This is a genomic window from Acidobacteriaceae bacterium (assembly GCA_035944135.1).
In the GTDB taxonomy this organism is placed as follows: Bacteria; Acidobacteriota; Terriglobia; order Terriglobales; family Acidobacteriaceae; genus Granulicella.
Genome location: DASZBM010000010.1, coordinates 407,722 through 433,556 on the forward strand (window position 1 = coordinate 407,722; position 25,835 = coordinate 433,556).

Sequence of the window (25,835 nt, forward strand, 5' to 3'; positions counted from 1 at the left end):
TGCCGTGTTGTTATGCTGGCGCATGCGGTAATAACTTTCGGACCGCAATTCTCAAGCTAGAGGAAAGCAATGGCCAGGATGGCTCCGAAGGAGCTTGCAAAGAAGATTGGTGAAGGGCTGCTGTCTTTCCCGGTGACCCACTTCACTGACGACTTCGCGTTCAATGAAGCTGCCTATCGTGAGCACATCGAATGGCTGCTGCAGCACGCGCCCGCCGGTCTCTTTGCCGCAGGGGGCACCGGAGAGTTCTTCTCGCTCACATTACCGGAGTTCAGGAGTGTTGTTGCAGCAGCTGTTCAGCAGACGAGTGGACGTGTTCCCGTAGTCGCGGGCTGCGGATACGGCACCGCTATCGCCAGGCAGTTTGCGCAAGAGGCGGAGGCAGTTGGCGCGGATGGTCTTTTACTGTTGCCTCCCTATCTCGTGAACAGTGAGCCCGCGGGACTGATAGCCCATGTGGAGGCCGTATGCTCGTCGACACAACTTGGCGTGATCTTCTACAACCGTGACAACGCGATCCTGAACGAGTCTGCGATTGAGCGCCTTTGTGAGCGCTGCCCGAACCTGGTTGGATTCAAAGACGGCGTTGGAGACATTGAGTTGATGACGCGCATCTACGCGAGGCTCGGCGACCGGTTGACTTATGTTGGTGGACTTCCTACAGCCGAGACTTTTGCATTGCCGTATCTCGAGATGGGAGTGACGACGTATTCGTCCGCGATCTTCAATTTCCTGCCTGAGTTTGCGCAATCGTTCTATCAAGCTGTTCGGCGGCGCGATCGAGACGAGGTATTCAAGCAGTTGCGCGAGCTCGTTCTTCCGTATATCGAGATCCGCAATCGGCGAAAAGGCTATGCGGTCTCGATTGTGAAGGCAGGCATGCGGGCCGTCGGGCGACCCGCCGGCCCAGTGCGGTCGCCGCTTATGGACCTGGATCAAAGCGAGATGAATGCGCTGAGCCGTCTGGTTGCCGGACGATCATGAGCGCGTTGCGATGACCGCAGGCAAGCAAACGCACGTTCGATATCTGATCATCGCGATGCTGTTTATCGCGAGCAGCTTCAGTTACGGCGACCGTGTCGCGCTCTCGATTGCGGGCACGTCGATGGAGCGAGAGCTTACGCTGGATCCGGTGAAGCTTGGCTTGCTGCTCTCCGGTTTTGGTTGGGCCTATGTGGCGGGGCAACTGCCGTCCGGCGGATTGCTGGATCGCTTCGGCTCGAAGCGCATTTACGGGATGAGCATCATCGCCTGGAGCGTTTGTGCATTTCTGACCGGCTTTGCGGGCTACGTGGTGCCTGCGATGGCCTTCACCACGATCTTCGTGTTGCGGCTTATATCAGGGTTGGCGCAGTCGCCTGTCTTTCCTGGGAACGGTCGCATCGTCGCAGCCTGGTTTCCCACGGCCGAACGGGGAACCGCATCTGCGATTTTCAATTCGTCACAGTATTTTGCGCTGGTGATGTTCGGTCCGCTGTTTGGCTGGTTGACGCACAGTCATGGATGGCGAAGCTGCTTCTGGTTCATGGGTGTGTTCGGGTCTGTGCTCGCATTTGTGTGGTGGAAGACCGTATACAACGTCAAAGAACATCCGCTGATCTCGTCCGCTGAGATAGAGCACATCGAGAAGGGCGGAGGACTCGCCAACCTCGATCAGCGGAAGGGCAAAGCCAATCCCGTGACCTGGAATGGAGCGAAGCAACTGCTGAGTCAGAGGATGCTGATTGGCATCTACATGGGCCAGTTCTGCATCACGACGCTGACGTACTTCTTCATCACCTGGTTTCCGATCTATCTTGTGCAGGCCCGGCACATGTCCGTTCTACGCGGCGGGTTTGCGGTGGCTCTCCCCGCGCTCTGCGGCTCCGTCGGCGGAGTGCTCGGCGGCGTATGCTCGGATGGTCTGCTGCGGCACGGATACTCACTGACCTTTGCGCGCAAGGCGCCGATCATTGCAGGCATGCTGCTCTCGATCACGATGATCGCTTGTAATTTCACGAACACGCAGAGCCTCGTCATGTTCCTGATGTCAGTTGCATTCTTCGGAAAGGGCTTCGGCGCACTTGGCTGGACGGTCATCGCGGACGCATCGCCCAGGGAATTGATTGGGCTGAACGGCGGCATCTTCAATCTGTTCGGCAACACCGCAGGTATAACGACGCCAATCGTCATTGGATGGTTGGTGAAGAAGACCGGCTCGTTCAACGATGCACTGATCTTTGTCGCTGCGACAGCTCTTCTGGCGATCTTCAGCTACCTTGTTGTGGTCGGTGAGATTAAGCGAGTCGAGATTCGTCATCCGGCCCCTGCGACAGCCGTTGGAGAATGATTCGTGAGCCTGGTTGAAGCAGTAGGAAAGGCGACCCCGGTCGTGACCCAGATGCGAGTAATTCCCGTCGCCGGTCAAGACAGCATGCTGCTCAATCTGAGCGGAGCTCATGCCCCATTCTTTACGCGAAACGTTGTGCTGCTGAACGACAGCGCGGGGAACATGGGCGTCGGAGAGGTTCCTGGTGGCGAGAAGATTCGTCGTGTACTGGAATCCGCTCGTCAGCTTGTGAATGGAAAGCCAATTGCCGCGTATCAGGCTGTCCTGAATTCAGTCCGAGAACAATTCGCGGGCGAAGATGCTGGCGGGCGCGGGCTGCAAACATTCGATCAGCGGACCGCGATCCATGCGGTGACGGCGATCGAATCTGCAATGCTGGACCTGCTCGGAAAATTCTTAGGCCTTCCCGTTTGCGACTTGCTCGGAGAAGGGCGGCAACGCTCGAGTGTCGATGTACTCGGGTATCTGTTTTACATCGGCGACCGCGGCAAGTGCGATTTGCACTACCGCGACGAGAGCGCTGAGAAGGACGAATGGTTTCGACTGCGCAATGAGGAGGCGCTGACAAACGAAGCGATCCTCCACCTTGCGGCTGCAGCGCAAGCGCGCTATGGATTTCGCGACTTCAAATTGAAAGGCGGAGTTTTCGAGAGCGCGCGCGAGATGGAAACTGTCGTTGCACTTGCAGAGCGCTTCCCGAAGGCACGAATCACGCTGGACCCAAACGGCGCATGGTCGCTCGACGAAGCGATTCGCCTGTGCAGCGGAAAACAGAATGTCTTGTCCTATGCCGAAGATCCCTGCGGAGCAGAGAACGGCTTCTCAGGCCGAGAGATCATGGCGGAGTTCCGCTCCGCCACCGGTCTGCCGACGGCAACCAATATGATCGCGACCGATTGGCGTGAGCTCAAGCATGCCGTCCAGCTACATGCAGTGGACATTCCACTCGCGGATCCACACTTCTGGACGATGCAGGGTTCTGTGCGTGTCGCGCAGCTCTGTGAGGACTGGGGACTGACCTGGGGATCGCATTCCAATAACCACTTCGATATCTCACTTGCCATGTTCACGCATGTCGCCGCGGCCGCGCCGGGCAGAATCACGGCCATCGATACGCATTGGATATGGCAGGATGGGCAGCGTCTTACGAAAGAGCCGCTGCGAATCGCAGACGGAAGAATTCGCGTGCCGGATCGCCCAGGACTTGGAGTCGAGCTCGATCCCGAGCAGGTAGCGCGCGCTCACACGCTCTACAATGAGGTAGGATCCGGTGGCCGTGATGACACGCGAGCGATGCAGTTTCTCATCGCAGGCTGGCAGTTCGACAACAAGCGCCCCTGCATGGTTCGGTAAGGATCGCGCTGACACTCCGCCGCTCATAGCAAGGATTTCGAGATGTTAAGAGCAGAAGAATCACGTCCGCTGTATGTGCAGGTTCACCCCGACGACAACGTTGCCATTGTTGTGAATGAAGGCGGTTTGCCCGCGGGGACGAAGTTCGAGTCGGGCCTGGTACTGACGGAAAACATTCCAGAGGCGCACAAAATCGCACTCAGCGATATACATGCAGGCGCGCCAATCGTTCGCTACGGTTCTGTGATCGGGTTCGCTGAGGGAGAGATTTCAAAAGGAAGCTGGGTCCATGAAGAAAAGATGCGTCTGCCAAGCGCGCCTTCCCTGGACTCTCTCCCACTCGCAACTGCAGTGCCACCGGCATTGCCGCCGCTTGAGGGTTACACCTTCGAGGGCTTTGTCAACGATGACGGCTCCGTTGGAACAAAGAACATTCTCGGAATCACCACAACGGTGCAGTGCGTGGCCGCAACCGTCGATTACGCCGTGCGGCGAATCCGACAGGAGATTCTTCCCCGCTATCCGAACGTGGATGATGTCATCGCGCTCACGCACACCTATGGGTGTGGCATAGCGACCGATGCGCCCAACGCCGAGATTCCCATTCGCACATTGCGCAATTTGAGCTTGAATCCAAATCTGGGTGGCGCACCGATGGTGGTGAGCCTTGGTTGCGAGAAGCTGCAGCCGACACGCTTGATGCCGTCCAGCACACTGCCGATTCTTAACGCGACACCTTATGTGGTGCAGCTCCAGGATGAGAGACACCACAGCTTCGAAGAGATGGTCGCTGCCATCATGCAGATGGCTGAGAAGCGCCTGGAGATGCTGAATGGCAGACACCGGACCGTGCGCCCTGCCGCGGACCTGGTGGTCGGCGTGCAGTGTGGAGGGAGCGACGCTTTCTCTGGTGTGACCGCGAATCCGGCCGTAGGCTACGCTACCGATCTCCTGGTGAGAGCCGGCGCGACAGTGATGTTTTCCGAGGTCACGGAGGTTCGCGACGCTGTGCACCTTCTCACAGCGCGCGCTGCAACCGAGGACATCGCACGCGACCTGGTTCGCGAAATGGCCTGGTATGACGCTTATCTGAGCAGCGGCGGCGTTGACCGCAGCGCAAATCCGAGCCCCGGAAACAAACGTGGCGGCCTGACGAATATTGTCGAGAAGACTTTGGGTTCAATTGCCAAAGCAGGCACTTCGCCTATAGCGGGCGTCTTCGGCCCCGGCGAGAGGGTGACGAAGAAGGGCCTTATCTTTGCGGCGACGCCTGCAGGCGATTTTGTCTGCGGGACACTGCAACTCGCCGCCTCGATGAACATGCATATCTTCACAACGGGGCGGGGAACTCCTTACGGACTCGCAATGGCTCCAGTCATCAAGGTGGCGTCACGGTCCGCGCTCGCCCAACGCTGGCGCGATCTTATCGACATTGATGCAGGAGCAATCGCCACAGGTAACGCCACCATCGAGCAGGTCGGTTGGCAGATATTCGAGATGGTGCTGGACGTCGCGAGCGGCCGCCGGCAAACCTGGGCCGACCACTGGGGCCTGCATAACGACCTCGCTCTGTTCAATCCGACACCACTCACCTAATGACTCGCAACGTAGGATGGCCTCCATAGCGTCCATCGAATCGGAAGCGAGACTGAAAACTGCAGGTTTGGTGTATCCGGCGTGAGGCCAACGCCCATGCTCACGTCCATCAGCCGGCCCGGCGCGAACATATACGACGTGCCGATGCGCAGCGAACCTTCCACAAGGTATGACGCCGGCAATGCCTGGCCATTCAGTTTCGCCTGTCGCGTGAACTGCTGACTCCAGCCGACCGTCATCGACGTTTCCGGGTTCAAAGACAACACCGAACCCAACTGGAACCCGTACGCATCGCCCGGACGAATATAACCGACCTCGCTGGTGATGTCCGGATTCGAAGGATCGCTGATGGGAATTGTGTGGTGCGCCGGGAAGTTCTTGGTGTAGGCAAGGCTGCCGAAAAACACAAGCGGATCATTCGTCTTCGCCGCGGTCAGGGACGCTGTTACACCATTGAACCCGGTTCCCAGCGATGTCTCGGAGCTGGTAAGGTCATACGAATTCGTTCCAGTGCTCGACTTGAAATGCAGGCTCGCCAGAAGGTCCGGAACGCTGCCATGTTCGGTTTGGAATTGGTAGGACGCACCTCCCGAGATGTCACCGAGTCCAAACTGGCTCTGTGTCGTCTGCGTTTCCGTGGCGTCAACCGTGCGATTCAGAACGTAGCCATAGGGAACATTGACGTCCAATTGCAGCTGCTTTGTAACGCCGAGTCGCGAAGTGACTGAATTGATCAGGATGTCTCTGCGCAACCGCTCAGAGGTGATATCTCCGACGACAAGAACGGGAAACAATGCGAACCCATTAACCGTCACGTGGTCCGAAGAAAGGCTATAGTACGAAGCCGCATCATCAACCTCCATCAGGCCGGGTGGCAATAACAGACCACCACGCACCAGCAGGGCGCGATCCAGTGCTGCTGACGCGTGTCGCTCTGCCTCGTCGTACGTTGAGTTGCTTATCGTCGTCGAGAGCGAAGTTGTCGGTGCCGGCGCTATCGCGACGGCCGAGGGAACGGGGCCATGACCGGTCAGCCCGGTATTGTTAACCGCGTTCAGTCGCGACTCGAGCTCCTGCACGCGCTCCAGAAGATTGCGAATGATGGCATCGCGCTCGCGCAGGGCCTGCTGAATCTTGACGTCGACGACGTCGGCTTGTGTGTTGCGTACTTGTGTCGAGCGTTCCGCCTGGGCTGCCGGGTTTACAGGCGCCGGCGCCGCGGTGGCGGACTGCGTTTGTGCGCTGACGCTCGCCGCAAGCAGCAGAACCGTGCCTACTACGAATGGCCGTAGAAACATATAGCCCTCCCCGTTAATACAAGCCATTGGTAGGCGTCGACACCCCAAGTGTCCGCGTAATGAAGGTCTCGTCAGGAATCAGCTTTGCCGAGGAGCTGATTTGCTTTGCGACCTGCATTCGCTCATCCGGAGGGTGAACGATAAAGACAACGCCGTTCTTCCACAGTTTCTGGAAGCGGTCTGCCTTCATCGTGACGTTGCCAAAGCCAGGATCAGCAAGAAATACTCTCCCCTGAATGATGCCGTTGACAACAACAAAATGATCGAAGCCCTTCAGGCGGATCGGTACGATGACTGCCGTCTTTTGGCTGGCTAGTTCGTCCATGGACATGTCGCTGAAGCCTTCAGCCGTGTATCCGCGCGCTTGCGCAAAATGCTTCATGTCCAAAAGAGAAAACCCGTGCCTCGCACGGACAAGGGCAGGGTCGGTTCGATGCAACATCCACACGACGATGTCGGTCTCAGGTGTGACGTCTCTGAATTGATACGTGAGGAGCGTGCTTAGTGCGGCAGCGCCGCAGCTTATGTCCCACCGTTGCCGTGTAACTCCCTCGTTGCGGATGTCCTTCAACGAGGCGACAGGCTTCCCCCACCCCGCGTCCTCCCCTGGTGCAGGCTTGTTCAGAGCCTGCGCCAGGGTGACGACGGACGATGCGCTCAGCAGTACTACTGCGATCCCGATCCTGAATGAGGTCATTAATGCGATTTCCCGCTGAGGTTGGCCTGCGTGATGGTTCCAACAGTTGAGTTGATGTTTACGTTGAGGTTCAACAGTACGTTGATAGCGGAGTTCACAGCATTGATGTTGATCAGCGAGCTCATGTTCTGCTGTGCGTTTCCACTAAGGTTGATCGACCCCACAGTTGTGTTGGTCGTCGTGCTGTTCGGTGCTTGAACCACAAGCGATCCAATACCTGAGACAAGGCCGTTTGCTGTGGGCACCTCGCCCGAAAAATTAATGACGTTGCCCGGACTGACGCTTGTCGTCACTCCGGCCGCCGTCACCCGGTCAAGCATGCTGTCGTCGAGTGCCTTCTTCCTCGACTGCGACACACTTGTCTGTGTCGCCAGCAAAAGACCGATGACCAAAAGAGTGCGGTACATGATTACTCTCCTCGCGAGCAGTTACGCCGCGCGGCGGAGCCACCCCAAAGAGGGTGGCCCCGTCCGTGGTCATCAGTGGGCTTGGGTAATGCTGTTGGTCTGGGTCAGCGTTGGGGTTGCGTTCATGTTGGCTGTGTAGGCAATGTTGACGCCGTTGGCAACCATGCTGCCTACTGCGTTGACAATGTTTACACCGGAGGCGCTCGATTCAGTCGAGCCGGCCAGGCTGAGCGAGTCCGTCTTGGTCGAGGTGATTGTCGAGCCATCAACCGCGATATTCTGCGCGACTGCATTCCCGATTGTCGTCGGTCCCATGTAGGTCAGCGCCAGCGTGTCGTTGGTCGTGCTGCTGTGGGCGAAGTTGTCGGTTGCGGTCAGGCTGTGGCTGGCCGTGGTGTTGGTCGCGAAGTCATTCGAGGCCGTTGTGGTGTGGGACGAAGCTGACTGCTCAGCGGCTTGCTGGGCAAACGCGTTCGTGGTGGAGGTCGCAGCCTGCTGCTGTCCACCGATGGAGGAGTTGGTGGCATACGCGTTGGTGGTGGAGGTCGCAGCCTGCTGCTGTCCGCCCACTGACGAGTTTGTGTTGTATGCATTGTTCGTCGCGGTCGAGGCGCCGAAGCTGGCGTTCTGAGCCTTGTTGGACGAACTTGAAGCGTTAGCGGCGAACGCAGCGTTGTTGGTCAGAGCTGCGTTGTTGGACAGAGCACCCGTCGAACTGGAGCTCGAGCTGCCCTGGCTGGCGGCGGCGCTGTTGTTGTTGGAGGTGGTTCCAGTACCGGTGGTTGTCGAAGTGTTCGTGTTGCTGCCCGTCGAGTTCGCAGCGTTGGTGCTGGCGGTGTTAGACGGGTTGCTGAACGTGTCAGTGCCTGCGATGGAGCTGCCACTGCTCGAGCCGGTCGAACTGCTGTTCTGATGCTGGGTGTTCGAGCTCGAGGAACCGTTGCTCGCGTGGTTGCTGCTGGCGTTGGCCGCGAGGTTGTCGGAGGCCGCGAGGTTATCGGTCGCATTCACTGCGCCGCTCGACGACTTCGACGACGACGACGCTTCCTGTCCGCCGACAGAGGCGTTGTGGCCGTATGTGTCGGATGTCGCAGTCGAGGCGCCAAAGCTGGAGCTCTCGTTCGCGCCATGTGCGAAGTTGTCGGTAGTTGCAGACGACGCGCCGAAGCTGGAGCTCTCGTTCGCGCCATGTGCGAAGTTGTCAGATGAAGACTCGCTCGCGCTCTGCGTATGAGAGCCAGTGTTCATGTAGCTCGACGTATCCGTCGTCGTGTGGTTGTAGCTTGACGCGGTGGTCAGGCTGGACGCATTCGTCGTGTTGTTGGTGTTGGCGTAGGTGTTATTGACCGTTAGATCTGGTCCGTTGCTGTAGTTGTGCAGCGTCGCATTCGAGTCCGGATCAGACTGGCTGATGTCGTTGGCCTGGCTGACCTTCGCTCCGGAGTTGCTGTTTACGCTGCTCAGAGGAGACGCCCAGATGTTGACGCCGTCACCGACTGTGCTATCCGTGCCGGTTACGATGTTCACGCCGCTTGCGGAGCTCAGCGAGCTTCCGGCGAGAGAAGCGCTCGCTGAATCGTTTGTCGTTATCGTGGATCCAGCAGTGGCGATCGAATTATTGTCAGTCTGACCGGCCGTCACGTTGCTCATCTGGCTATCACTGATCGCATGAGCTTTCGACTTGCTGTTGTTGTTGCTTTGAGCTGCGGCAATCCCGGCAGCAAGGAAGGACGCTGTAATGAGAGTGCAAACAATTCTGTTCACGAATTCCTCCACACATGTGCGTTGTTGAAGAACACGACCAAACCCGCCGGCCGACACGGGCGGCGGAAGGGCCAATTGAGCGTGAACCCCCGTGCCCTCTTCACGAGAGGGTTGACGCGATCCGCGCAGGTGTCATCTTTTAGGGGCCGAAAATTGGGGTTGAAGGCGGGGGGCTGGCGGAATGGAGTGGCTTAGCTCACTTCCTTCGCCAGTCGAGCGTAATCAACCTTCTTGCACGTGAGCCCAGGGACCCGGAGAACTGCTCTCTTTTGCTCCGCCCATCCATCGCGCAATGGGGTAGATCGATCAGGCAAGACCGCGGCGCCGTCGCTTTGGCTTCGATCTCCTGGTTTCCTGATTCGAATCTAACCGTCGTACTGCAATTCCGTTGCCAAGCAGATCATGCCGTAATTCCGCAATTTTGTTCAAAATTCCGTGGGTAAATTGCAGGAAAATGCACTACTCAAAGGAACGACTTTGCTCCTGTGATGAAAGCCTTGTTACATTGGTGCGCTGTAAAGAGAACACCACCACCGAACATTCGTCAACTGTCTGTCCCACCACGACCGAGACGATGGTGGGCCCACCAGGACTTGAACCTGGAACCAACGGATTATGAGTCCGCTGCTCTAACCAATTGAGCTATAGGCCCCACCCTGAACGTAGTCCTTCGCACTGCCATCCATGCCGCTGGACTACGACGTAAGTGCATTCTAAATTGCGTCGAACGTAATTACCTATTGTTACTCCTCTAGCTCTTCACCGGCGGGCTTCTTCGCGCCGGCCGCAATCTTTTCTGAAATCGCCGGCGGCACAAAATCGTAGTGGTCCATCTCCATCCGGAAGCTGCCCCGGCCCTGGGTCATCGAGGTCAGCGTCGTTCCGTAGCTCAGCATCTCTGCCAGCGGCACCTGTGCATGCACCACGGTGCCAGTTCCTGCGCTATCCATCCCCTGCACGCGGCCTCTCCGGCTGTTCAGGTCGCCCATCACGGCGCCAGCGAACTCGTCCGGCATCTCGATCTCCACCTTCATGATCGGCTCCAGCAGCGCAGGCTTTGCCTGTTCCATGGCGGCCCGAAACGCCAGCCGTCCGGCCATCTTGAACGCCATCTCGCTCGAGTCCACATCGTGGTAGCTGCCGTCATAGACGACCGCGCGAAAGTCGACGACCGGATACCCCGCGAGATATCCGCGCGCTGCCGACTCCTGAATCCCTTTCTCCACCGCCGGCACAAACTGCCGCGGTATCGATCCGCCGAAGATGTCGTTCACGAACTCGAAGCCGCCGCCGCGCTCCATCGGTTCAATCCGGATCTTGCAGTCTCCAAACTGCCCATGTCCTCCCGTCTGCTTCTTGTGCCGTCCATGCCCCTGCGCCTTCGCACGCACCGTCTCGCGGTACGGCACCTTCGGCGCCTTCAGCGTCACCTCCGTATGGAACCGTCGCTTCAGCCGCGAAACGACGGTCTCGATGTGCATCTGCCCCGCGCCCGCCACCAGGAACTCGTTCGTTTGCGGATCCCGATAAAATTTCAGCATCAGGTCCTCTTCCATCAGCTTGTGAAGCGCAGGCGCCAGCTTGTCCTCGTCTGCACGAGACTTCGGCTCAATCGCGTAAGTCATCGCAGGCTCCGGGATCGGCGCAGCTTCCATCGCCACGTCATGTCCCTTTGCGCCCAGCGTGTCTCCCGTTTGCGACACGCGCAGCTTCGCCACGGCTCCCAGATCGCCCGCGTGCAACTCCGCAACCTCGGTCAACTTTCGTCCTTGAACAATCGAGAGATGGCTCAGCCGCTCCGTCTCGCCGCGCGTATAGTTCTCCACTGACGCGTCGTTCTTCACGCATCCGCTGATCACCTTGAAGAACGAAATCCTCCCGGCGAACGGATCGACCATCGTCTTGTACACGTACAGCGCGACCGGCTGGCTGTCGTCGATCTTGCGCATCTCCGTCTCACTCGATCCGTTGCCCGCAGCCTTGCCTGCCGCACGCATCGGCACTCCGGCGCGCTCCACCGGCGATGGCGCATAGACCTTCAGAAAATCCAGCAGGTGGTCCGTTCCAACGTTCTGCAATCCACTCACATACAACACCGGAAAGATCCTGTCCTCACGAATCGCCTCATGCAGCGCGCCCACCAGGTGCTCCTCTGGAATCGTTCCCACCGCAAAGAACTCCTCCATCAGCTCGTCCTTGCCCTCAGCGACCAGTTCAATCAGCGCCTCATGCGCGGCCTTGGCATCCCCTTCCATCGCATGCGGAATCTTTCCCTTCGTCCCGCGTCCTTCACCACCGGGCGTATACAGATACGCCTCCATCGTCACCAGGTCGACGACACCATGAAATCCCTTCTCGTCCACAATCGGCAGCTGCACCGGCACCACCTGCCGTCCCCATCTTTCACGCAGGCCCTCCAGCATCTCCATCCTTCCCGTGCGTGAGTCCGCCTTCGGATGGTCCACCTGGTTCATGACGACTACGCGCGGCAGTCCAATCTCCGCCGCATAATTCCACACTCGATCTGTGCCTGACTCCACGCCCGTCTGCGCGTTCACAACCACCAGCGCCGTCTCTGCGGGCACCATCGCTGCGCGCGCCTCGTGCAGAAACATATGAAATCCCGGCGTGTCGATCATGTTGACCTTAATGCCGTCCCACTCGGCGAACGCCACTGCGTTCGCCATCGTCATCTTGCGCGCAATTTCCTCCTCATCGTACTGAGTTACCGCGCCGCCATTCTCGCGGGAGGACGCCGCCGGCGACTTCGTGGTCTTCAGAATCGCCGAGATCAGTTCTGTCTTCCCGCTGTGTGCATGCCCCACGATGGCCACATTCCTGACGTCAGCTCCCGCGTAAACCTTCATCTCTGGCTCTCCTATGTCTCGCATCGCAGGCCGCCGCACACACGTACGTGCGCCGCAACTCTCCTGCCAGACGAAGGCAAGAACTCTCCTGCCAAGGCCGCTATTCTAGTCCTTAAATTCCAGCCCTTGCACGGTGGTGGCAGATCTCCTACGACCCCGCGTAATCGGTCATCGCGGATGCATCCCGCAGCCCTCGCGGGCTCAGCATCCTCACCACCAGAACGGCCACTGGCACCAGAAAAACCATCGAGTTCAGCACCCACATCTCCGCCCCGGCCAGCACCTGGTCCTTCAGCGGCGACAGCGATGAGATTCTTTCGGCCGCAGCGTACGACGGATACAGCACCTTTCCCGAGAAAGTCAGCACCGCCGACAAAATCGTATTCACCACATCCGCCGTCAGCAGGTAGGGAATTACCATCCACTGTGACCATCTGCTGCGGCTCGGCCACGGCTCTACGATCACCCACCAGAACGCAATCGACGTGAACAGAAAACACATGTGCTCCGTGTTATGCCATGCCTCCGAGCGCAGCGTCAGCTCAAACGCCTGCGGCACATGCCACCCCAGGTACGCGACGTTCATCACCAGCCACGCCACTGCTGGATGCGCCATTGCATGCGCCACCTTGTGCACGCCACGTGATGCAAACACCGGCCGGAACCAGCGGATCAAACCTCGTGGCAGTCCGCGCAACATCGGCACAAGCGGCGCGCCCAGCACCAGCAGCGGCGGAGCGATCGACATCAAAATGAAATGCTGCAGCATGTGCGCCGACAGCAGAAAATCATCCAGGGCATCAATCGGAGACGCCAGTGCGATCCATATTGCGAGAAGGCCGCCCAAGAAGCACGCCGCACGCCACAGCGGCAGATCCCGCGCACGTGTCCGCTGCAGCGCGCGCCATCCGCGCACATAGAGCGTGCCCGCAATCACCAATCCAATCGCCGGCCAGACTGGAAAGCTCCACGCCGCCAGAATTCCGTGCGGAAACTCCTCCATCCTTCGCCTTTCTAATGAGGTGCGTTCTGCTGCCCACCACCGCTCTCAACCGTTGTATTAGGTGGTCGTCCGCCAGTCTGCACAACCTCACGCGAAGCATCGCCCGCAGCCGGTTGATAGTTCGGGTGCATCGTGTCCAGGAAGCGCACCAGCGCCGTCGTCTCTGCTGGCGAAAGCGTGCTTCCATACGCCGGCATATTGCCGCCGCCTAGCAGCACCTGCCGAATCATCTGGTCTTCGGTCAGCCGCGTGGCAACATCACTCAACTCCGGTCCACGCTGTCCGCCCACGCCTCCGATTGCGTGACAGTTGCGGCACTGCTTCTCCTGAAACACGTTCGCTCCCTGCCGTTCCAGCGGCGTGCGGTTGTGCAGATACTCCACCGGCACCGCCGCCGAGCTCCACGCGTCCATGTGCGGGCTCCACGGCGTCGATGTGCCCAGTTCCGTAAACACACCGAAGCACACCGCAATAAACATCACCGCGAACACGCCAATCGGCCGCCGCCACCAGCTCTTCTCGCCAACACCCGCGACGAACGGCAGCGCAATCAGGATCGCCACCGCAACTGCCGGCACAATCAGGATGAACGGCGTCTCCATGCTCGGCGGCAGGTACGACAGCACCGTGTAGATCCACAGGAAGAAGAAGTCCGGCTTCGGCACCGTCTGGATAATGCTCGGGTCCGGTATCCCCGTCGGCCCATACGGCCCAAACACCGCCGCGCAGAACGCAACCGCAAACAAAATCGCCGCCGAGAAGAACAGGTCCTTCCACACCGCACCCGGTACAAAAGGCAGCCCATCCGTGTGCGCTAGCTCGTTGTACTCCTGCACGTACGTCTCGCGGCGAACAATGCGTCCCGGAACCGGCCACTCATTGATGCCCAGCTTTACCACCATCCACACATGCAGCGCTGTGAACATCAGCAACACACCGGGAATGACAAACACATGCAGCGCGAAGAACCTCGTCAGCGTTGCGCCATTAATGATCGGTCCGCCCAGGAGCAGATGCACCAGCGCTCCGCCAATGAATGGCACGCGCCCCATGATCGACGCGCCGATTCCCAATCCCCAGTACGCATCCTGATCGAAGCGCAGCACCTGCCCCGTGAACGCCATGCCCAGCGTCATCAGCAGCATGAACACGCCGAGAACCCACGTTAGCTCGCGCGGAAATTTATACGCGCCGAACAGAAATACCTGCGCCATGTGAATGAGCACGACGGCAACCATGAAGTTCGATCCCCATCCATGCATCGCGCGCAAAAACCATCCCAGCGGGAGCTGGTAGTTCAACACCTGCAGCGTCTCCCACGCATGCCCCGCCGACGGCACATACACCAGCGCCAGCAGAATCCCCGTGACAATTTGCAGAATCAGCAGCGTCAAACTCGCGCTGCCAAACACGTACCACCAGCTCGCTGTGCTCTTCGGCACAGGATGCAGCACAGCCTCTTTGATCGGCCCTTCGAGCTGCAGCCGCCGCTCTAACCAATCGTAGGTGTCCTTGTACCAGGCCATCTAGAAACCCTCAATACCACTGCATTTGTCGTTGCTTTTCTTTCCGTCATCCCCTCAGGGGATCTGCTTTTTGCTTTACGTAATCTGCACCAGCTCGCTCTCCTTTTTCGGCTTCGCGCCAGGGCAGGGAACATTGCTTGCGCGATTCCCCAGTGTCGGCAACTGTCCCGCATCGATCATCAACTGCCCGTTCTCAACCTTCGCCTCGTATGTGAACAGCCCACGTTCCGGAGGCCCTGACGCGCGGCTCCCATCCGCGTAGTACACACCGCCATGACACGGACACATAAATAGCTGCGACTCGGAGAACCACCGCACCGGACATCCCAGGTGCGCGCAGTTGATCGCAAACACCACAAACTGTCCCGGCGCCGTGCACCGCACATATGCAGGCACGTTGTCCGTCGCGCCATCCCACGAATCTTTGAACGGATTGCGAAACACAACCAGCTTCGTATCGCCCGGATGAAACTCGTTCACATCGCCGATCGCAACCCAATGCCGGTACTCTTTGCGCCGCAGCGTCGGCCCCAGCAGATACACCACCACCGGCGTCGCAATCGCAATTCCGACAATCGCGTTCAGCGCAATCCCGATATTCATCAGCAGCGTGCGCCGCGAGATCCGTTCCACCTCGAGCCGGTGCTCCTGCTCCTCCGGAGACGGTGGCGGCAACATCTCTTCCATCTCGTTCACTCCTCTCGTCTCAAACTCTCGCGCTAACGCTTCGCTGGCGCAATCGGCTGTGCCTCGCCCGGCTTCTCTGAAGTCGTGTTGTCGTCCGGGTAAGGCTGTCCCGGATTCGCCGGACGCTGCGCCATCATCCACGCCGTCACATCGTTGATATCCGCATCCGTCAGCGGATGCCCCGGCACATCGCCACGCCAATCCGGCTGCCCAATATCCGGCCGTCCTGCAATCACGGTCGTACGAATCGTCTGCGGATTAATCAACGCCAAAAATGCCCCATCAAGAATCGATCCCGCCGGTCCAGGCTTTTGCCCAACGTCTCCATGACAGCGCGCACACGCCGTCGAATACACCTGCTGTCCTCGTCCGGCATCTCCCGCGCCCGACGCTTTGTACGGCGGCGCATTCTGTCCCGCCAGCACATCGCCCTTCGACCAACTCGCTCGCATCCCGCTCACAATCGCATTCACCTGCGCATCCGTCAGATTGCCTCCTGCACTCTGCGCGAACGCCGGCATCAGCGAGCCCTTCTCTCCATTCGCAATCACATCGCGCAGCGTCGCATCGTCCACCAGCGCCTCATACAGCGGATTCGCGAGATTCGTCGCCTGCCCATTCTGCCCGTCCACGCCATGACATCCCGCGCAATTCTGCGCATACAGCTTGTCGAACGACATCACCGCCTCCGGCCTCGGCACAATATCTGCCGGAGTCGGCCTTCCCGGCCAGTGGCAACCAGCCGTAAAAATCAATCCCGGCAGCAACGCCGCAGCCATGCGAAATCTCATGGCTTGGGCTCCTGTCCGTGCTCTGCTCCATGCAGCCCTGGCGACTCCAGTCCCAGCCGCACCGGCAGCGGAAGCTGCCTCAACCGCTCCAGCCTGCCCAGCTTCTTCACCGTGTATCCCGCCACCAATCCAAAGATCACCTGCGCCGCCAAAAACGACCACCAGTCGATCGCCTGCTGCAGAAACGGATTCACAATCCCCAGCGCACTATGCAGCACTCCGGTCCACAACACCGGAGCGATAATGCCGCCCAGCACGATGGGCCGCTTCGGCCATATCGGCAGCATCGCGCCATACAGAATCCCAACCAGCAGCGTCACCGCTCCCTGGATGATGTTTGCCGTGATGAACGCGCTCAGCCTGAAGTGCGTCAGCTGATACATCGTCGGGTTTGTCCACTCGCCCACACCCGCGCCGCCCAGCAGATTCACCACGTACCAGATGCTGTGGTATCGAATAATCCCGTACAACTCCGCCGGGATCAGCATTGCAATCCCGCCCGCGATCCCTCCTTTGATCCCGCTCGCAAACGTAAACGTCTGCAGAGGCAGTTGCGCGCGATGCGTCTCATCCACCTCAATCCTGCTCACGCCCTGTTGCGCCGACTCAATCTCAATCACCGTCGTATCGACTTCAAGATCCACATGCTCTTCATGCGGTAGCACCGCGCGGAACCACCCAATCGCCGGCAGAACTGTCAGCACAATTCCCAGCCACATCACCCACGGTGACGTCACCAGCGAGAAGAAGATCAGCGTCACGCCCGCCGCCATCAGGAACGGCCACATCGTCGGCGCCGGCAGATGAATCGTGGCGTGGTGCGTCTCGCCCGCATGCCTCGTCGTTGGCTGTATCGTCTCGTCCATCATCTCCCCACGATGTACACAACGGTGAACACCACAACCCACACCGCGTCGACAAAGTGCCAGTACAGCGCCAGCACCTTCACGCGTTCCGCATGTGTCGCATTCAATCTCCCGGTCAGCGCAAACACCAGCGTGATCAGCAGCATGATCAACCCGATAATCACGTGCGACGCGTGCAGCCCCACCAGCGAATAAAACGTCGTGCCGAACAGGTTCGTCGCAATCGTCAGGTGATCATGCGTAATCAGCTTGTCCCATTCCACGCCTGTGCCGATGATGAAGATCAACCCCAGCACAATCGTCACCGCCCACCACAGCTTGAACGCGCCCATCTTTCCGACCGTGATCGCGTGCTCTGCGAGATAGATAAAGAAGCTGCTCGAAAGCAGGCACACCGTGCCGAAGATCGGCAGCTCCAGCACCTCGCGCGGTTTTGGCCCCGAAACATCGCGCCCCAGGTAGTAGAGGTACGCCACCACGAAGATCGTGAAGATCGCACTCTCCGCCACTATCAGCGAAGACATCCCGATGTAGCCGCGCGATGGCAGCTTCCACGCCTCCGGGTGTTCGATATGTTCCAGCGGTACAGTGCCCACATCCACTCCTTAAACGCTCGCAACTCTCCTCTACAACCGAATCTCACTCAAACGCCGAATCCGGATCCTCCGGATGCTTCAAATCCCACAGCGGCCGGCGGCTTGCCACCACCGGATCAACCGCGAAGTTATACGCTGGCGGGGGCGAGTGCGTGGACCACTCCAGCGTCCACGCATCCCACGGATCCGGCCCTGCCTCTCTACCTTTGAAATACGAGTGCACGAGGTTGTAAACCAGGATCAGCACAGCAATCGCCTGGAGGAATCCGCCCACAGACACAATCTGGTTCCAGATCGCCCATCCGCGGTCCGCCTGGTACGTGTAGATCTGCCGCGGCATTCCCAGCAGCCCCGGGATATGCATCACGTCGAACGTCAGGTGGAAGCCGATCAGCATCAGCCAGAAATGCCACTTGCCCAGCCGCTCATCCAGCATCCGCCCCGTCATCTTCGGATACCAGTAATAGATCGCCGAGAAGATCATGAACACGATCGCGCCCACCAGCACATAGTGGAAGTGCGCGACGACAAAATACGAGTTATGCAGTTGCCAGTTCCACGGGCTTACCGAAAGCATGATGCCCGTTAGCCCGGCGATCAAAAACTGGAATAGAAAGCCAATCGCGAACAGCATCGGCGTCGCAAACCGCACCCGCCCGCCCCAGATCGTCGCCAGCCAGTTGAAGATTTTTATACCCGTCGGAATCCCCACCAGCATCGTCGAAAGCGTGAAGAATGCATTTCCAAACGATGTCATCCCGATCGTGAACATGTGGTGCGCCCACACACCCAGGCTGATGAACCCAATCCCCACGCTCGCCGCCACCATGGCCGGATACCCGAAGATCGCCTTGCGCGAAAACACCGGAATGATTTCATTCGCAAACCCGAACGCCGGCAGCACCAGGATGTACACCTCAGGGTGCCCGAAGATCCAGAAGAAGTGCGCCCACAGAATCGCGGACCCGCCTGCCTGCGTATCGAAGAAGTGCCCGCCCAGATAGCGATCGATCGTCAGCATCGCCTGGCATGCCGTCAGCGGGCTGATCGTGATCAGCACCATGCCTGCAACCGTCGTGTAAAGCCACGCCAGTAGCGGCATGCGGAACAGCGTCATCCCTTTGCAGCGCATGCAGAACACCGTCGCCAGGATGTTGATCGCAGTTCCAATGCTCCCAATCCCGCTGGCGATGATCGACAGCGCCCAGTAGTCGGTCGAGTGCCCCGGCGAAAACGCCCGCTCCGTCAGCGGTGCGTACGCAAACCACGCCACATCCGGCGCCGTTCCCGTGCCCGTGAGCCCGTTGCCGCCAATGAAGCTGAAGTACAGCATCATTCCCGCAAACGCGCTGATCCAGAAGCTGAAGGCATTCAATCGCGGGAACGCCATATCCCGCGCGCCGATCATCAGCGGAATTAAATAGTTCCCAAACCCAAACAGAATCGGCATGCCCACCAGGAACACCATCGTCGTTCCGTGCATCGTGAACAGCCGGTCGAACACAAACGGAGAGATCAGGTGATTGTCCGGAAAGAAGAGCTGCGCACGAATCAGCAGCGCCTCGACGCCTGCCACCAGCAGGAAGATCAGCGCATACGAGATGTACATGATGCCGATCTTCTTGTGATCGACCGTCACCACCCAGTCGTGGATCACCTCGAGGTACGTGCCCGGGTATGGTTGCGGCGGCGTCTGGTCAAGAACGCCTTCAACGCGGTTCGGGATGGGCACGCTCGGAGTCGCCATCGTCGCTCTCCCTCCAAAACATTGCTGCCTGCGCAGCGTTAGTAAATCTAGTGCAGCGTTAGCAGGTACGCCGTAATCTGCGCGTTCTGTTCGTCGGTCAAATGCATCGCCGGCATCAGGCATCCGGGTTTGAAATCGTTGGGGTCATTAATCCATCGCAGAAGATTCTCCTGCGTATTCGGCAAAATCCCCGCGCCAATCGTGTCGCGGCTCATCAGGTGCGTCAGGTCCGGCCCATATCGTCCATTCGCCATCGTGCCCTTCACCGTATGGCAGTTCACGCACGCCTGCTGCTCGAACACCGTCTGTCCCGCGTGCGCGTTCACCGCATTCGAGCTCTGTGCCGCATTCACTCCCTGCGCGCTCACCCGAATCACACTCGCATTAGTCGAAACCGCGCCTGATGCCTGTTCTCTTGTTTCCGGCAGCTCCGCCTGCGCCTGCTGCTGTGCTTTCACCCACGCTTCAAATTTGTCCGGCGGATCCACATACACCCGCAGCAGCATCTTCGCGTGCTCCGGGCCGCAGAACTGCGCGCACTGGCCCACATACACTCCCGGCACTTGTGGGTCGAACCACAACTCATTCACCCGGTTCGGAAGCAGGTCAGTCTTTCCCGCAAGCCTCGGCACCCAGTAGCTGTGCATCACGTCCGCAGACGTCAGCTTCAGGAACGTCGGCAGCGGATGCTCCTTTGTGCTCTGCGGAACATGCAGCTCATTGGCTGTCACCACGCCGTACTTCGGATATCGGTACTCCCACCAGAACTGGTGTCCCACCACGATCACGTCCAGCGCGTTCGCCGGCTTCGGTGCATCCTGAATTGCGAAGATCATCCTCGCCGTGCCCAGGAACAGGACCGTGATCAGCAGCACCGGGATGATCGTCCATGCCAGCTCGATCTGCGTGCTCCCGAACACCTGCGGCGGTTCTGTCCTGTCTTCCGGCCTGCAGCGGAACCGAATCAGCGCATACACCAGCAGCGAGCTCACGCCCAGAAAAATGCCGCCCGTAATCAGCAGCACGAACAGCGACAGCGAGTGAACATCACGCGCCGGCGTCGACGCAGGTTCAAAGATGTTCGTATTAATGAAGGGACTTCCGCTCTGCGCCTCGCTGCATGACGCGGCCATGCAGCCCAACATCACCGGAATGAGGCGAACGCGGAACACCACATACTCCTCGGGGGTTGAGGCGTACTAAATTCCGTGCGAGGCGCTCACCATCGGCCTCATACGGAGGAATTGGCGCACGCGTCGTTTCTATCACATTGCGCCACAACAACTAAAACAGCTGAAGAGTATCGCCCTCCTGACTTGCATTGGTAATCCCTCAGAGCGCAGTCACCCGTATCGGGTTGCAACCATGACGAATACCGCGCAATGCACGTCAGCTTCTCGCGCTCCGTTCAATGTCGCCCGCCTTCGACGGCCATCGCAGCTCACTGGCAGGAGCTGCGTCGCACGCTCATCCCTTCTTTCCGGAAGTCGTGCCCGTCTCTCCCGGCGCCGAAGGATTGATCCGATTTTCGGCATTCTCTGGCGTGCCTGAGCTCACCTGCGTCTCCCCGCTCCCTGCCGTCGCCGGATTGTCTCCCACCGGCCCCGACGGTTGAGCCTTCGCGTCTCCGCGGTCGCCTTCCATCCCTCTCCCGCCCTTTGCCTCATCCTTCGCCATGAACCCTCCTTGACCTTTCCCTTCGATGCCTCGGCACGCCACGGGGGCATCTCCTCTCTTTCTGTCTCGTAACTTCTTACACGCGATAGATATATGATCGCGCCCTCGCCATGCCGCTGCCATTCTCCAAGCCCGCGGCCGCCCCACGTTACTCCTCCCGCAACTCCCCTGTACTCTAGGGGTCTAATCCTTTCGTCTCACTAGGCGAGTTACCAGCCGCACTTAAACCTCCGGACCGGGCCCCAGGCACGCCATCCGTTCACGTCAACGCTCCAAATCCGAATCAGGGCCCCTTTTCGCAGGATCTTCCATGACCGCAAGCCGCTTTACCCCCGCTCTTCTCGTCGTTGCCGGCCTGTTTTGCGCCGGTCCCGGTTTCTTCGCTCTCAGTCAGGCTCAGCAGCCTCAGGCGCGCCTCTCGACTGCCATCGCGAACACGTCCCGTGCCACGCTCGTCGGATCGCAGCCGCCGCGCGCCCACCTCGCGCATGATGCCGGAGCTGTCGACCCCGCGACGCCGCTCCAGTCCATCACCATGTACTTCAGCCGCACCTCCCAGCAGCAGAGTGACCTCGACGCTCTCATCGCGGCCCAGCAGAACCCCGCCTCACCCCAGTACCACCAGTGGCTCACGCCCGCCGAATTCGGCTCCCGCTTCGGTGTCGCCGACGCCGACATCGCCAAGACAGAGTCCTGGCTCGAGTCCCAGGGCTTCACCGTCCAGAGCGTCAGCCCCAGCCGCAATAGCATCACCTTCTCCGGCACCGCAGCCACCGCCGCCTCGGCCTTCGGAGCCCCGCTCCACCACTACAGCCTGAACGGCGAAAACCACATCGCGCCCTCCGCCGACCTCACACTCCCGTCCGCACTCGCCGGCATCGTCGCCGACGTCCGCGGCCTTTCCGATTACCGCCCTCACGCCCACGTCCGCAAGGGTAACGGCGCAGCCTTTAAGCCCAACTTCACCTCCGGGCAGACCGGCAATCACTTCCTCACGCCCGGCGACATCGCTGTCATCTACGACATCAAGGCTGCCTACAGCGCCGGCTACAACGGCTCCGGCCAGACCATCGCCATCATGGGCCAGTCCGCCATCTCCAGCACCGACGTGACTCGCTTCCAGACCGGCATCGGCCAGACTGCAAACGCGCCCACCAGCATCCTTGTCCCCAGCACCGGCATCTCCCAGGTCTACAGCGGCGATGAGTCCGAATCCGACCTCGACGTCGAGTACGCCACCGGCATCGCCCCTGGCGCGACCATCGACTTCGTCTACGTCGGTGCCGACGCCACCGCCAGCGTCTTCGACTCGCTGACCTGGGCCATCCAGAACCGCATCGCGCCCATCCTCAACATCAGCTATGGTGAGTGCGAAGCCGCCCTCGGCCAGTCGCAATACAACTCCCTCAATGCCACGCTCCAGCAGGCCGCCGCGCAGGGCCAGACCATCGTCTCGGCCGCCGGCGACGACGGCTCCAGCGATTGCTACGACCCGTCCAGCGTCACCACCATCGCGCAGACCGAGGGCGTCGGCGTCGACTTCCCATCCTCCAGCCAGTACGTCACCGGCGTCGGCGGAACCGAGTTCCCCGCCGCAGACGTAACCGCCAGCACCAGCAGCACCACCTACTTCTCGGCCAACGGGACCTCTGACGTCATCGTTTCGGCTCTCTCCTACATCCCCGAGATGGCCTGGAACGATGACTCAGTCGCGGGCATCTCCTCCGGTCTCTCTGCCGGCGGCGGCGGCATCAGCATGTTCACGCCCGCTCCTTCGTGGCAGACCGGCGTCCCTGGCATCCCCGCTGGCACCAGCTTCCGCCTCCTGCCGGACGTCGCCCTCGACGCCTCTCCCAACAACGCTCCCTACGCCTACTGCAGCAGTGACAGCACCGCCTGGGCATCGGGTCAGCAAGGCAGCTGCACCACAGGTCTGCGCGACAGCTCCAGCCAGGACCTCACCGTCGCCGGTGGCACCAGCTTCGCCGCCCCCATCTTCTCCGGCATGGTCGCCATCCTCGGTCAGGCCAAGGGCTACACCTGGCAAGGCGTCGTCAACCCGACCCTCTACAGCCTGGCCGCCAATCCGGCCACCTACGCCACAGCCTTCCACGATGTCACCTCCGGCAATAACGAGTGCAATCTCGGTGTCACGTACTGCGGCACCGGCACCGATGTAACCAACTACGCCGCGGGCGTCGGCTATGACGAAGCCACCGGCCTCGGCTCCATCGACCTCAACAACCTTCTCACCGCCTGGCCCAAGAACACCTCCACCAACACGGCCAAGGCCTTCACACTCAGCGCCTCCGCGCTCACCATCAACCAAGGCTCGGGTACAAATGGTACTGGCTCGGGTACCTCCACCGTCACCGTCACTCCGGTGAACGGATACACCGGTACCGTCACTTGGACTGTTACCTCCAACTCCACTGTGACCGGCGCCTGCTACTCGATCCCCAACGCCACCGTCTCGGGGACCTCCGCAGCCACCGCGACCCTCACCGTCACGGTCGGCAACACCTCCTGCCCGTCCGGCACAACGGCTCTGCTCAAATCCGCAGGAACCCAGACTGCTGCCGTCCACTCACCGGCTCAACCCGCGCATCGCTCACCTGCAGTCCCGGTGCTCGCGACTCTCGGCCTCGCCTCGCTGCTCTTCATCGGACGTCGTAAGCGGCGCCTGCCCGCTCTGCTGGCTGTCGTGGTCCTCGCAGGTGTAGGCCTCGGCCTCTCCGGGTGTGGTGGTGGCTCCAACACATCATGCGGCGTGTCCTGCGTCACCGGTGGCAATCCCACGCAGTACGACTACACCGTCACCGTCATCGGCAGGGACACCACGACCAGTTCGATCGTCGCCAACACCACCCTCGCCTTCACCCTCACCGTCCAGTAGTCGGGCCCACATTCGGTGAGGGAACCAGCCCCGGGCGGCGCACGCCGTCCGGGGCTTTTGTTATCAGCGCCCTTTGCGCTGCCCAAAATCCGCCCACAACCAGCATCACAGCCATCGCGCCGAACCTTTGGCTCGCCGGCACCATGGCAGCTTCCAGCAGACCCACCCCCCAAAGCCACACTGCGAACCACGGCCATCTTCGAACCATCAGCACGCCTGCCAGTGCCAGGAGGCTCAAGTCGTGCATAAACAAGTGATAGTCCACCGCCAGCCCGAGCAGTAGCGCCGACACAAACAACAAATCGAACCTCCGCTGATCGGCGCGCACCCACATTAGCGCGCCCGCGGCCAGAACCGCCGCCGAGGCCACGGCTGTCGTCATCACCAGTTCGCGGGGTTCCTTCACAACCAATGCCAGCAATCCGCGCACCGAGGGCATTCGCGTCAGGTTCGTGGCATCATGCACGGTCGCCAGGTACACGATCGCCGCTCGATAGCTTGGGACCAGCCCTCGCCCCACCAGCGCAAACGACACCGCCGCCATCGCCCCCACTGTAGCCACCGCAGCGCCCACCACCCTCCACCGTCGCATCAACACAAAGAACACCAGCACTGGAATCGCGAGCTGAAACCGCACAAACGCCAACCCCAGGCAGCACCCTGCCGGCATGTCCCGTCCGTCCTCTGCAAACAGGTACGCCCACGTATACAGCAGCAGGCAAACGATATGGTCCTGCCCCCAGGCCAGCCCACAAGCCAGCGGAAGCCACGCCGCCACAAACACCGCACCGAGCTGCGCTCCCGTCAGATCTCCCAGCAGTCGGCGCATGCTGAACGCGATCCAGCACAGCACGAGAATGTTCACCACCGCCCACACCCGAAACGCACGGTCGATCCCCATGAAGGTCAGCGGCGCAAACACCAGCGCTTCCACCGCCGGATGCAACCAGGGCAGAAATGGTCTGCCTCCCAGCGCCGTCTGGTATTGTCTCTGCACGTCCAACGAGTACAGATTCTGCGGCTGCTGCCGCACCATCTCGCCCGCCGCATAGTGACTCACGAAATCCGAGGTCCTTGCTACAGCGAATTTGGCCAGCGGCACAAACACGCTGAGTATGCACACCATCGCCGCGATCGTATTCAGCCACATCCGCGATACCGGCCGCATGATCGGCAGCCTATCGCCACCCACGGCAGCTGGAAAGCAAATTCGTAACCTCGTCGTCGGCTGCTTCGGGCATACCGCCGAACCACGCCAGGTGAACGTCCGCCGGAGGACCGGCAAACGTCCCTGTTTTCCACTATCTGGTCCTGCTCTCCACCGCTGCTTACCTTGCAGCCACCACCACGTGGAACTACCTTTGAATCTGGCCCGCGCCTGTTGACCACTTTTGCACCGGGGCGGAATCCACGATTGATGCGGCCCGGGCACGCTTTCCACAGCGAAACGCCAGCATTTTCGTTACCCCAAATCCTCCAATGCCCATTTTGGGGAGTATCTGCGCTAGCACCACAACATCTAGTTGTTTTATACTTGACTCGTACCAGAGCTGGCGGTACTTTCGACTTCACGCCCGGCTTTGGTGAAGCGCCTGACTCCTTGGCTCACACCCTGACCCAGGACCTCTAACCCGGCTCCCTCCCACCCGTAGGACGAGGAGACCGGCGCAAGATACCCAGGTCGAGTTCAGGCCAGTTTCACCCTGTCGGCATTCCCCCGGCATCGCCGAAATTA

Annotated in this window: 20 protein-coding genes and 1 tRNA gene; 5 read left to right on the forward strand and 16 right to left on the reverse strand. The window is 60.0% G+C overall.

Translation table 11 applies throughout. The features are described 5' to 3' along the window. Positions 1 to 69 precede the first annotated feature (69 nt). The 4 genes from kdgD to garD are packed head-to-tail and all read left to right on the forward strand — an operon-like array spanning position 70 to position 5,278. On the forward strand, positions 70 to 984 hold the full coding sequence (kdgD, locus tag VGU25_16320; GenBank protein ID HEV2578772.1) for a 5-dehydro-4-deoxyglucarate dehydratase: 915 nt from the start codon (positions 70 to 72) through the stop codon (positions 982 to 984). Between the two features lie 10 nt (positions 985 to 994). After that, positions 995 to 2,329 (forward strand): MFS transporter, encoded by a 1,335-nt coding sequence (locus VGU25_16325; GenBank protein HEV2578773.1) that lies wholly within the window; start codon positions 995 to 997, stop codon positions 2,327 to 2,329. A 3-nt stretch (positions 2,330 to 2,332) separates the two neighbouring features. Further along, positions 2,333 to 3,682 carry an enolase C-terminal domain-like protein gene (locus VGU25_16330; GenBank protein HEV2578774.1) on the forward strand — a complete coding sequence of 450 codons (1,350 nt, stop codon included), beginning with the start codon at positions 2,333 to 2,335 and terminating at the stop codon, positions 3,680 to 3,682. Positions 3,683 to 3,724: 42 nt separating this feature from the next. Next, positions 3,725 to 5,278 carry a galactarate dehydratase gene (gene garD, locus VGU25_16335; GenBank protein HEV2578775.1) on the forward strand — a complete coding sequence of 518 codons (1,554 nt, stop codon included), beginning with the start codon at positions 3,725 to 3,727 and terminating at the stop codon, positions 5,276 to 5,278. On the opposite strand, the gene VGU25_16340 is transcribed toward garD, so the two are convergent. From VGU25_16340 to VGU25_16410, 15 genes are all read right to left on the reverse strand, one after another. After that, positions 5,275 to 6,576, reverse strand: coding sequence for a transporter (locus VGU25_16340; GenBank protein ID HEV2578776.1), 1,302 nt, complete (start codon positions 6,574 to 6,576; stop codon positions 5,275 to 5,277). The genes garD and VGU25_16340 overlap by 4 nt on opposite strands. A 13-nt stretch (positions 6,577 to 6,589) precedes the next feature. After that, positions 6,590 to 7,273: a C39 family peptidase gene (locus tag VGU25_16345; GenBank protein HEV2578777.1), complete on the reverse strand. Its 684-nt coding sequence runs from the start codon at positions 7,271 to 7,273 to the stop codon at positions 6,590 to 6,592. Beyond that, positions 7,273 to 7,680: a hypothetical protein gene (locus tag VGU25_16350; protein HEV2578778.1), complete on the reverse strand. Its 408-nt coding sequence runs from the start codon at positions 7,678 to 7,680 to the stop codon at positions 7,273 to 7,275. Before VGU25_16350 ends, VGU25_16345 begins: the two co-directional genes overlap by 1 nt. Positions 7,681 to 7,752: 72 nt before the next feature. Further along, positions 7,753 to 9,444: a hypothetical protein gene (locus VGU25_16355; GenBank protein ID HEV2578779.1), complete on the reverse strand. Its 1,692-nt coding sequence runs from the start codon at positions 9,442 to 9,444 to the stop codon at positions 7,753 to 7,755. Between the two features lie 575 nt (positions 9,445 to 10,019). Then, positions 10,020 to 10,096: transfer RNA gene (locus tag VGU25_16360), tRNA-Ile, on the reverse strand. 91 nt (positions 10,097 to 10,187) lie between these two features. Then, entirely contained in the window at positions 10,188 to 12,311 is a 2,124-nt protein-coding gene (gene fusA / locus VGU25_16365) for an elongation factor G (protein HEV2578780.1), read from the reverse strand. 148 nt (positions 12,312 to 12,459) lie between these two features. Next, positions 12,460 to 13,314: a cytochrome c oxidase assembly protein gene (locus tag VGU25_16370; GenBank protein ID HEV2578781.1), complete on the reverse strand. Its 855-nt coding sequence runs from the start codon at positions 13,312 to 13,314 to the stop codon at positions 12,460 to 12,462. 11 nt (positions 13,315 to 13,325) lie between these two features. Continuing rightward, positions 13,326 to 14,840, reverse strand: coding sequence for a cytochrome b N-terminal domain-containing protein (locus VGU25_16375; protein ID HEV2578782.1), 1,515 nt, complete (start codon positions 14,838 to 14,840; stop codon positions 13,326 to 13,328). A 75-nt stretch (positions 14,841 to 14,915) separates the two neighbouring features. After that, positions 14,916 to 15,527: a Rieske 2Fe-2S domain-containing protein gene (locus VGU25_16380; protein HEV2578783.1), complete on the reverse strand. Its 612-nt coding sequence runs from the start codon at positions 15,525 to 15,527 to the stop codon at positions 14,916 to 14,918. A 32-nt stretch (positions 15,528 to 15,559) separates the two neighbouring features. Further along, positions 15,560 to 16,318, reverse strand: coding sequence for a c-type cytochrome (locus VGU25_16385; GenBank protein HEV2578784.1), 759 nt, complete (start codon positions 16,316 to 16,318; stop codon positions 15,560 to 15,562). Then, entirely contained in the window at positions 16,315 to 17,184 is an 870-nt protein-coding gene (locus VGU25_16390) for a hypothetical protein (protein HEV2578785.1), read from the reverse strand. The genes VGU25_16385 and VGU25_16390 overlap by 4 nt, the downstream gene beginning before the upstream one ends. Continuing rightward, positions 17,184 to 17,780 carry a cytochrome c oxidase subunit 3 gene (locus tag VGU25_16395; GenBank protein ID HEV2578786.1) on the reverse strand — a complete coding sequence of 199 codons (597 nt, stop codon included), beginning with the start codon at positions 17,778 to 17,780 and terminating at the stop codon, positions 17,184 to 17,186. Before VGU25_16395 ends, VGU25_16390 begins: the two co-directional genes overlap by 1 nt. A 43-nt stretch (positions 17,781 to 17,823) precedes the next feature. After that, positions 17,824 to 19,527, reverse strand: coding sequence for a cytochrome c oxidase subunit I (gene ctaD, locus VGU25_16400; GenBank protein HEV2578787.1), 1,704 nt, complete (start codon positions 19,525 to 19,527; stop codon positions 17,824 to 17,826). 47 nt (positions 19,528 to 19,574) lie between these two features. Beyond that, the gene (gene coxB / locus VGU25_16405; protein ID HEV2578788.1) at positions 19,575 to 20,699 is read right to left on the reverse strand and encodes a cytochrome c oxidase subunit II; all 1,125 of its coding nucleotides are present in this window, start codon (positions 20,697 to 20,699) and stop codon (positions 19,575 to 19,577) included. A gap of 295 nt (positions 20,700 to 20,994) precedes the next feature. Beyond that, the gene (locus tag VGU25_16410) at positions 20,995 to 21,204 is read right to left on the reverse strand and encodes a hypothetical protein (GenBank protein HEV2578789.1); all 210 of its coding nucleotides are present in this window, start codon (positions 21,202 to 21,204) and stop codon (positions 20,995 to 20,997) included. 310 nt (positions 21,205 to 21,514) lie between these two features. Here VGU25_16410 and VGU25_16415 point away from each other — a divergent pair, with 310 nt between their 5' ends. Continuing rightward, a complete protein-coding gene (locus VGU25_16415; GenBank protein ID HEV2578790.1) occupies positions 21,515 to 24,100 on the forward strand; it encodes a S53 family peptidase in 2,586 nt (861 codons plus the stop codon). Here the strand turns inward: VGU25_16415 and VGU25_16420 are convergent. Beyond that, complete coding sequence (locus tag VGU25_16420) at positions 24,087 to 25,268, reverse strand: glycosyltransferase family 87 protein (GenBank protein HEV2578791.1); 1,182 nt, start codon at positions 25,266 to 25,268, stop codon at positions 24,087 to 24,089. The two genes, VGU25_16415 and VGU25_16420, sit on opposite strands and share 14 nt — an antisense overlap. Positions 25,269 to 25,835: the final 567 nt, after the last annotated feature.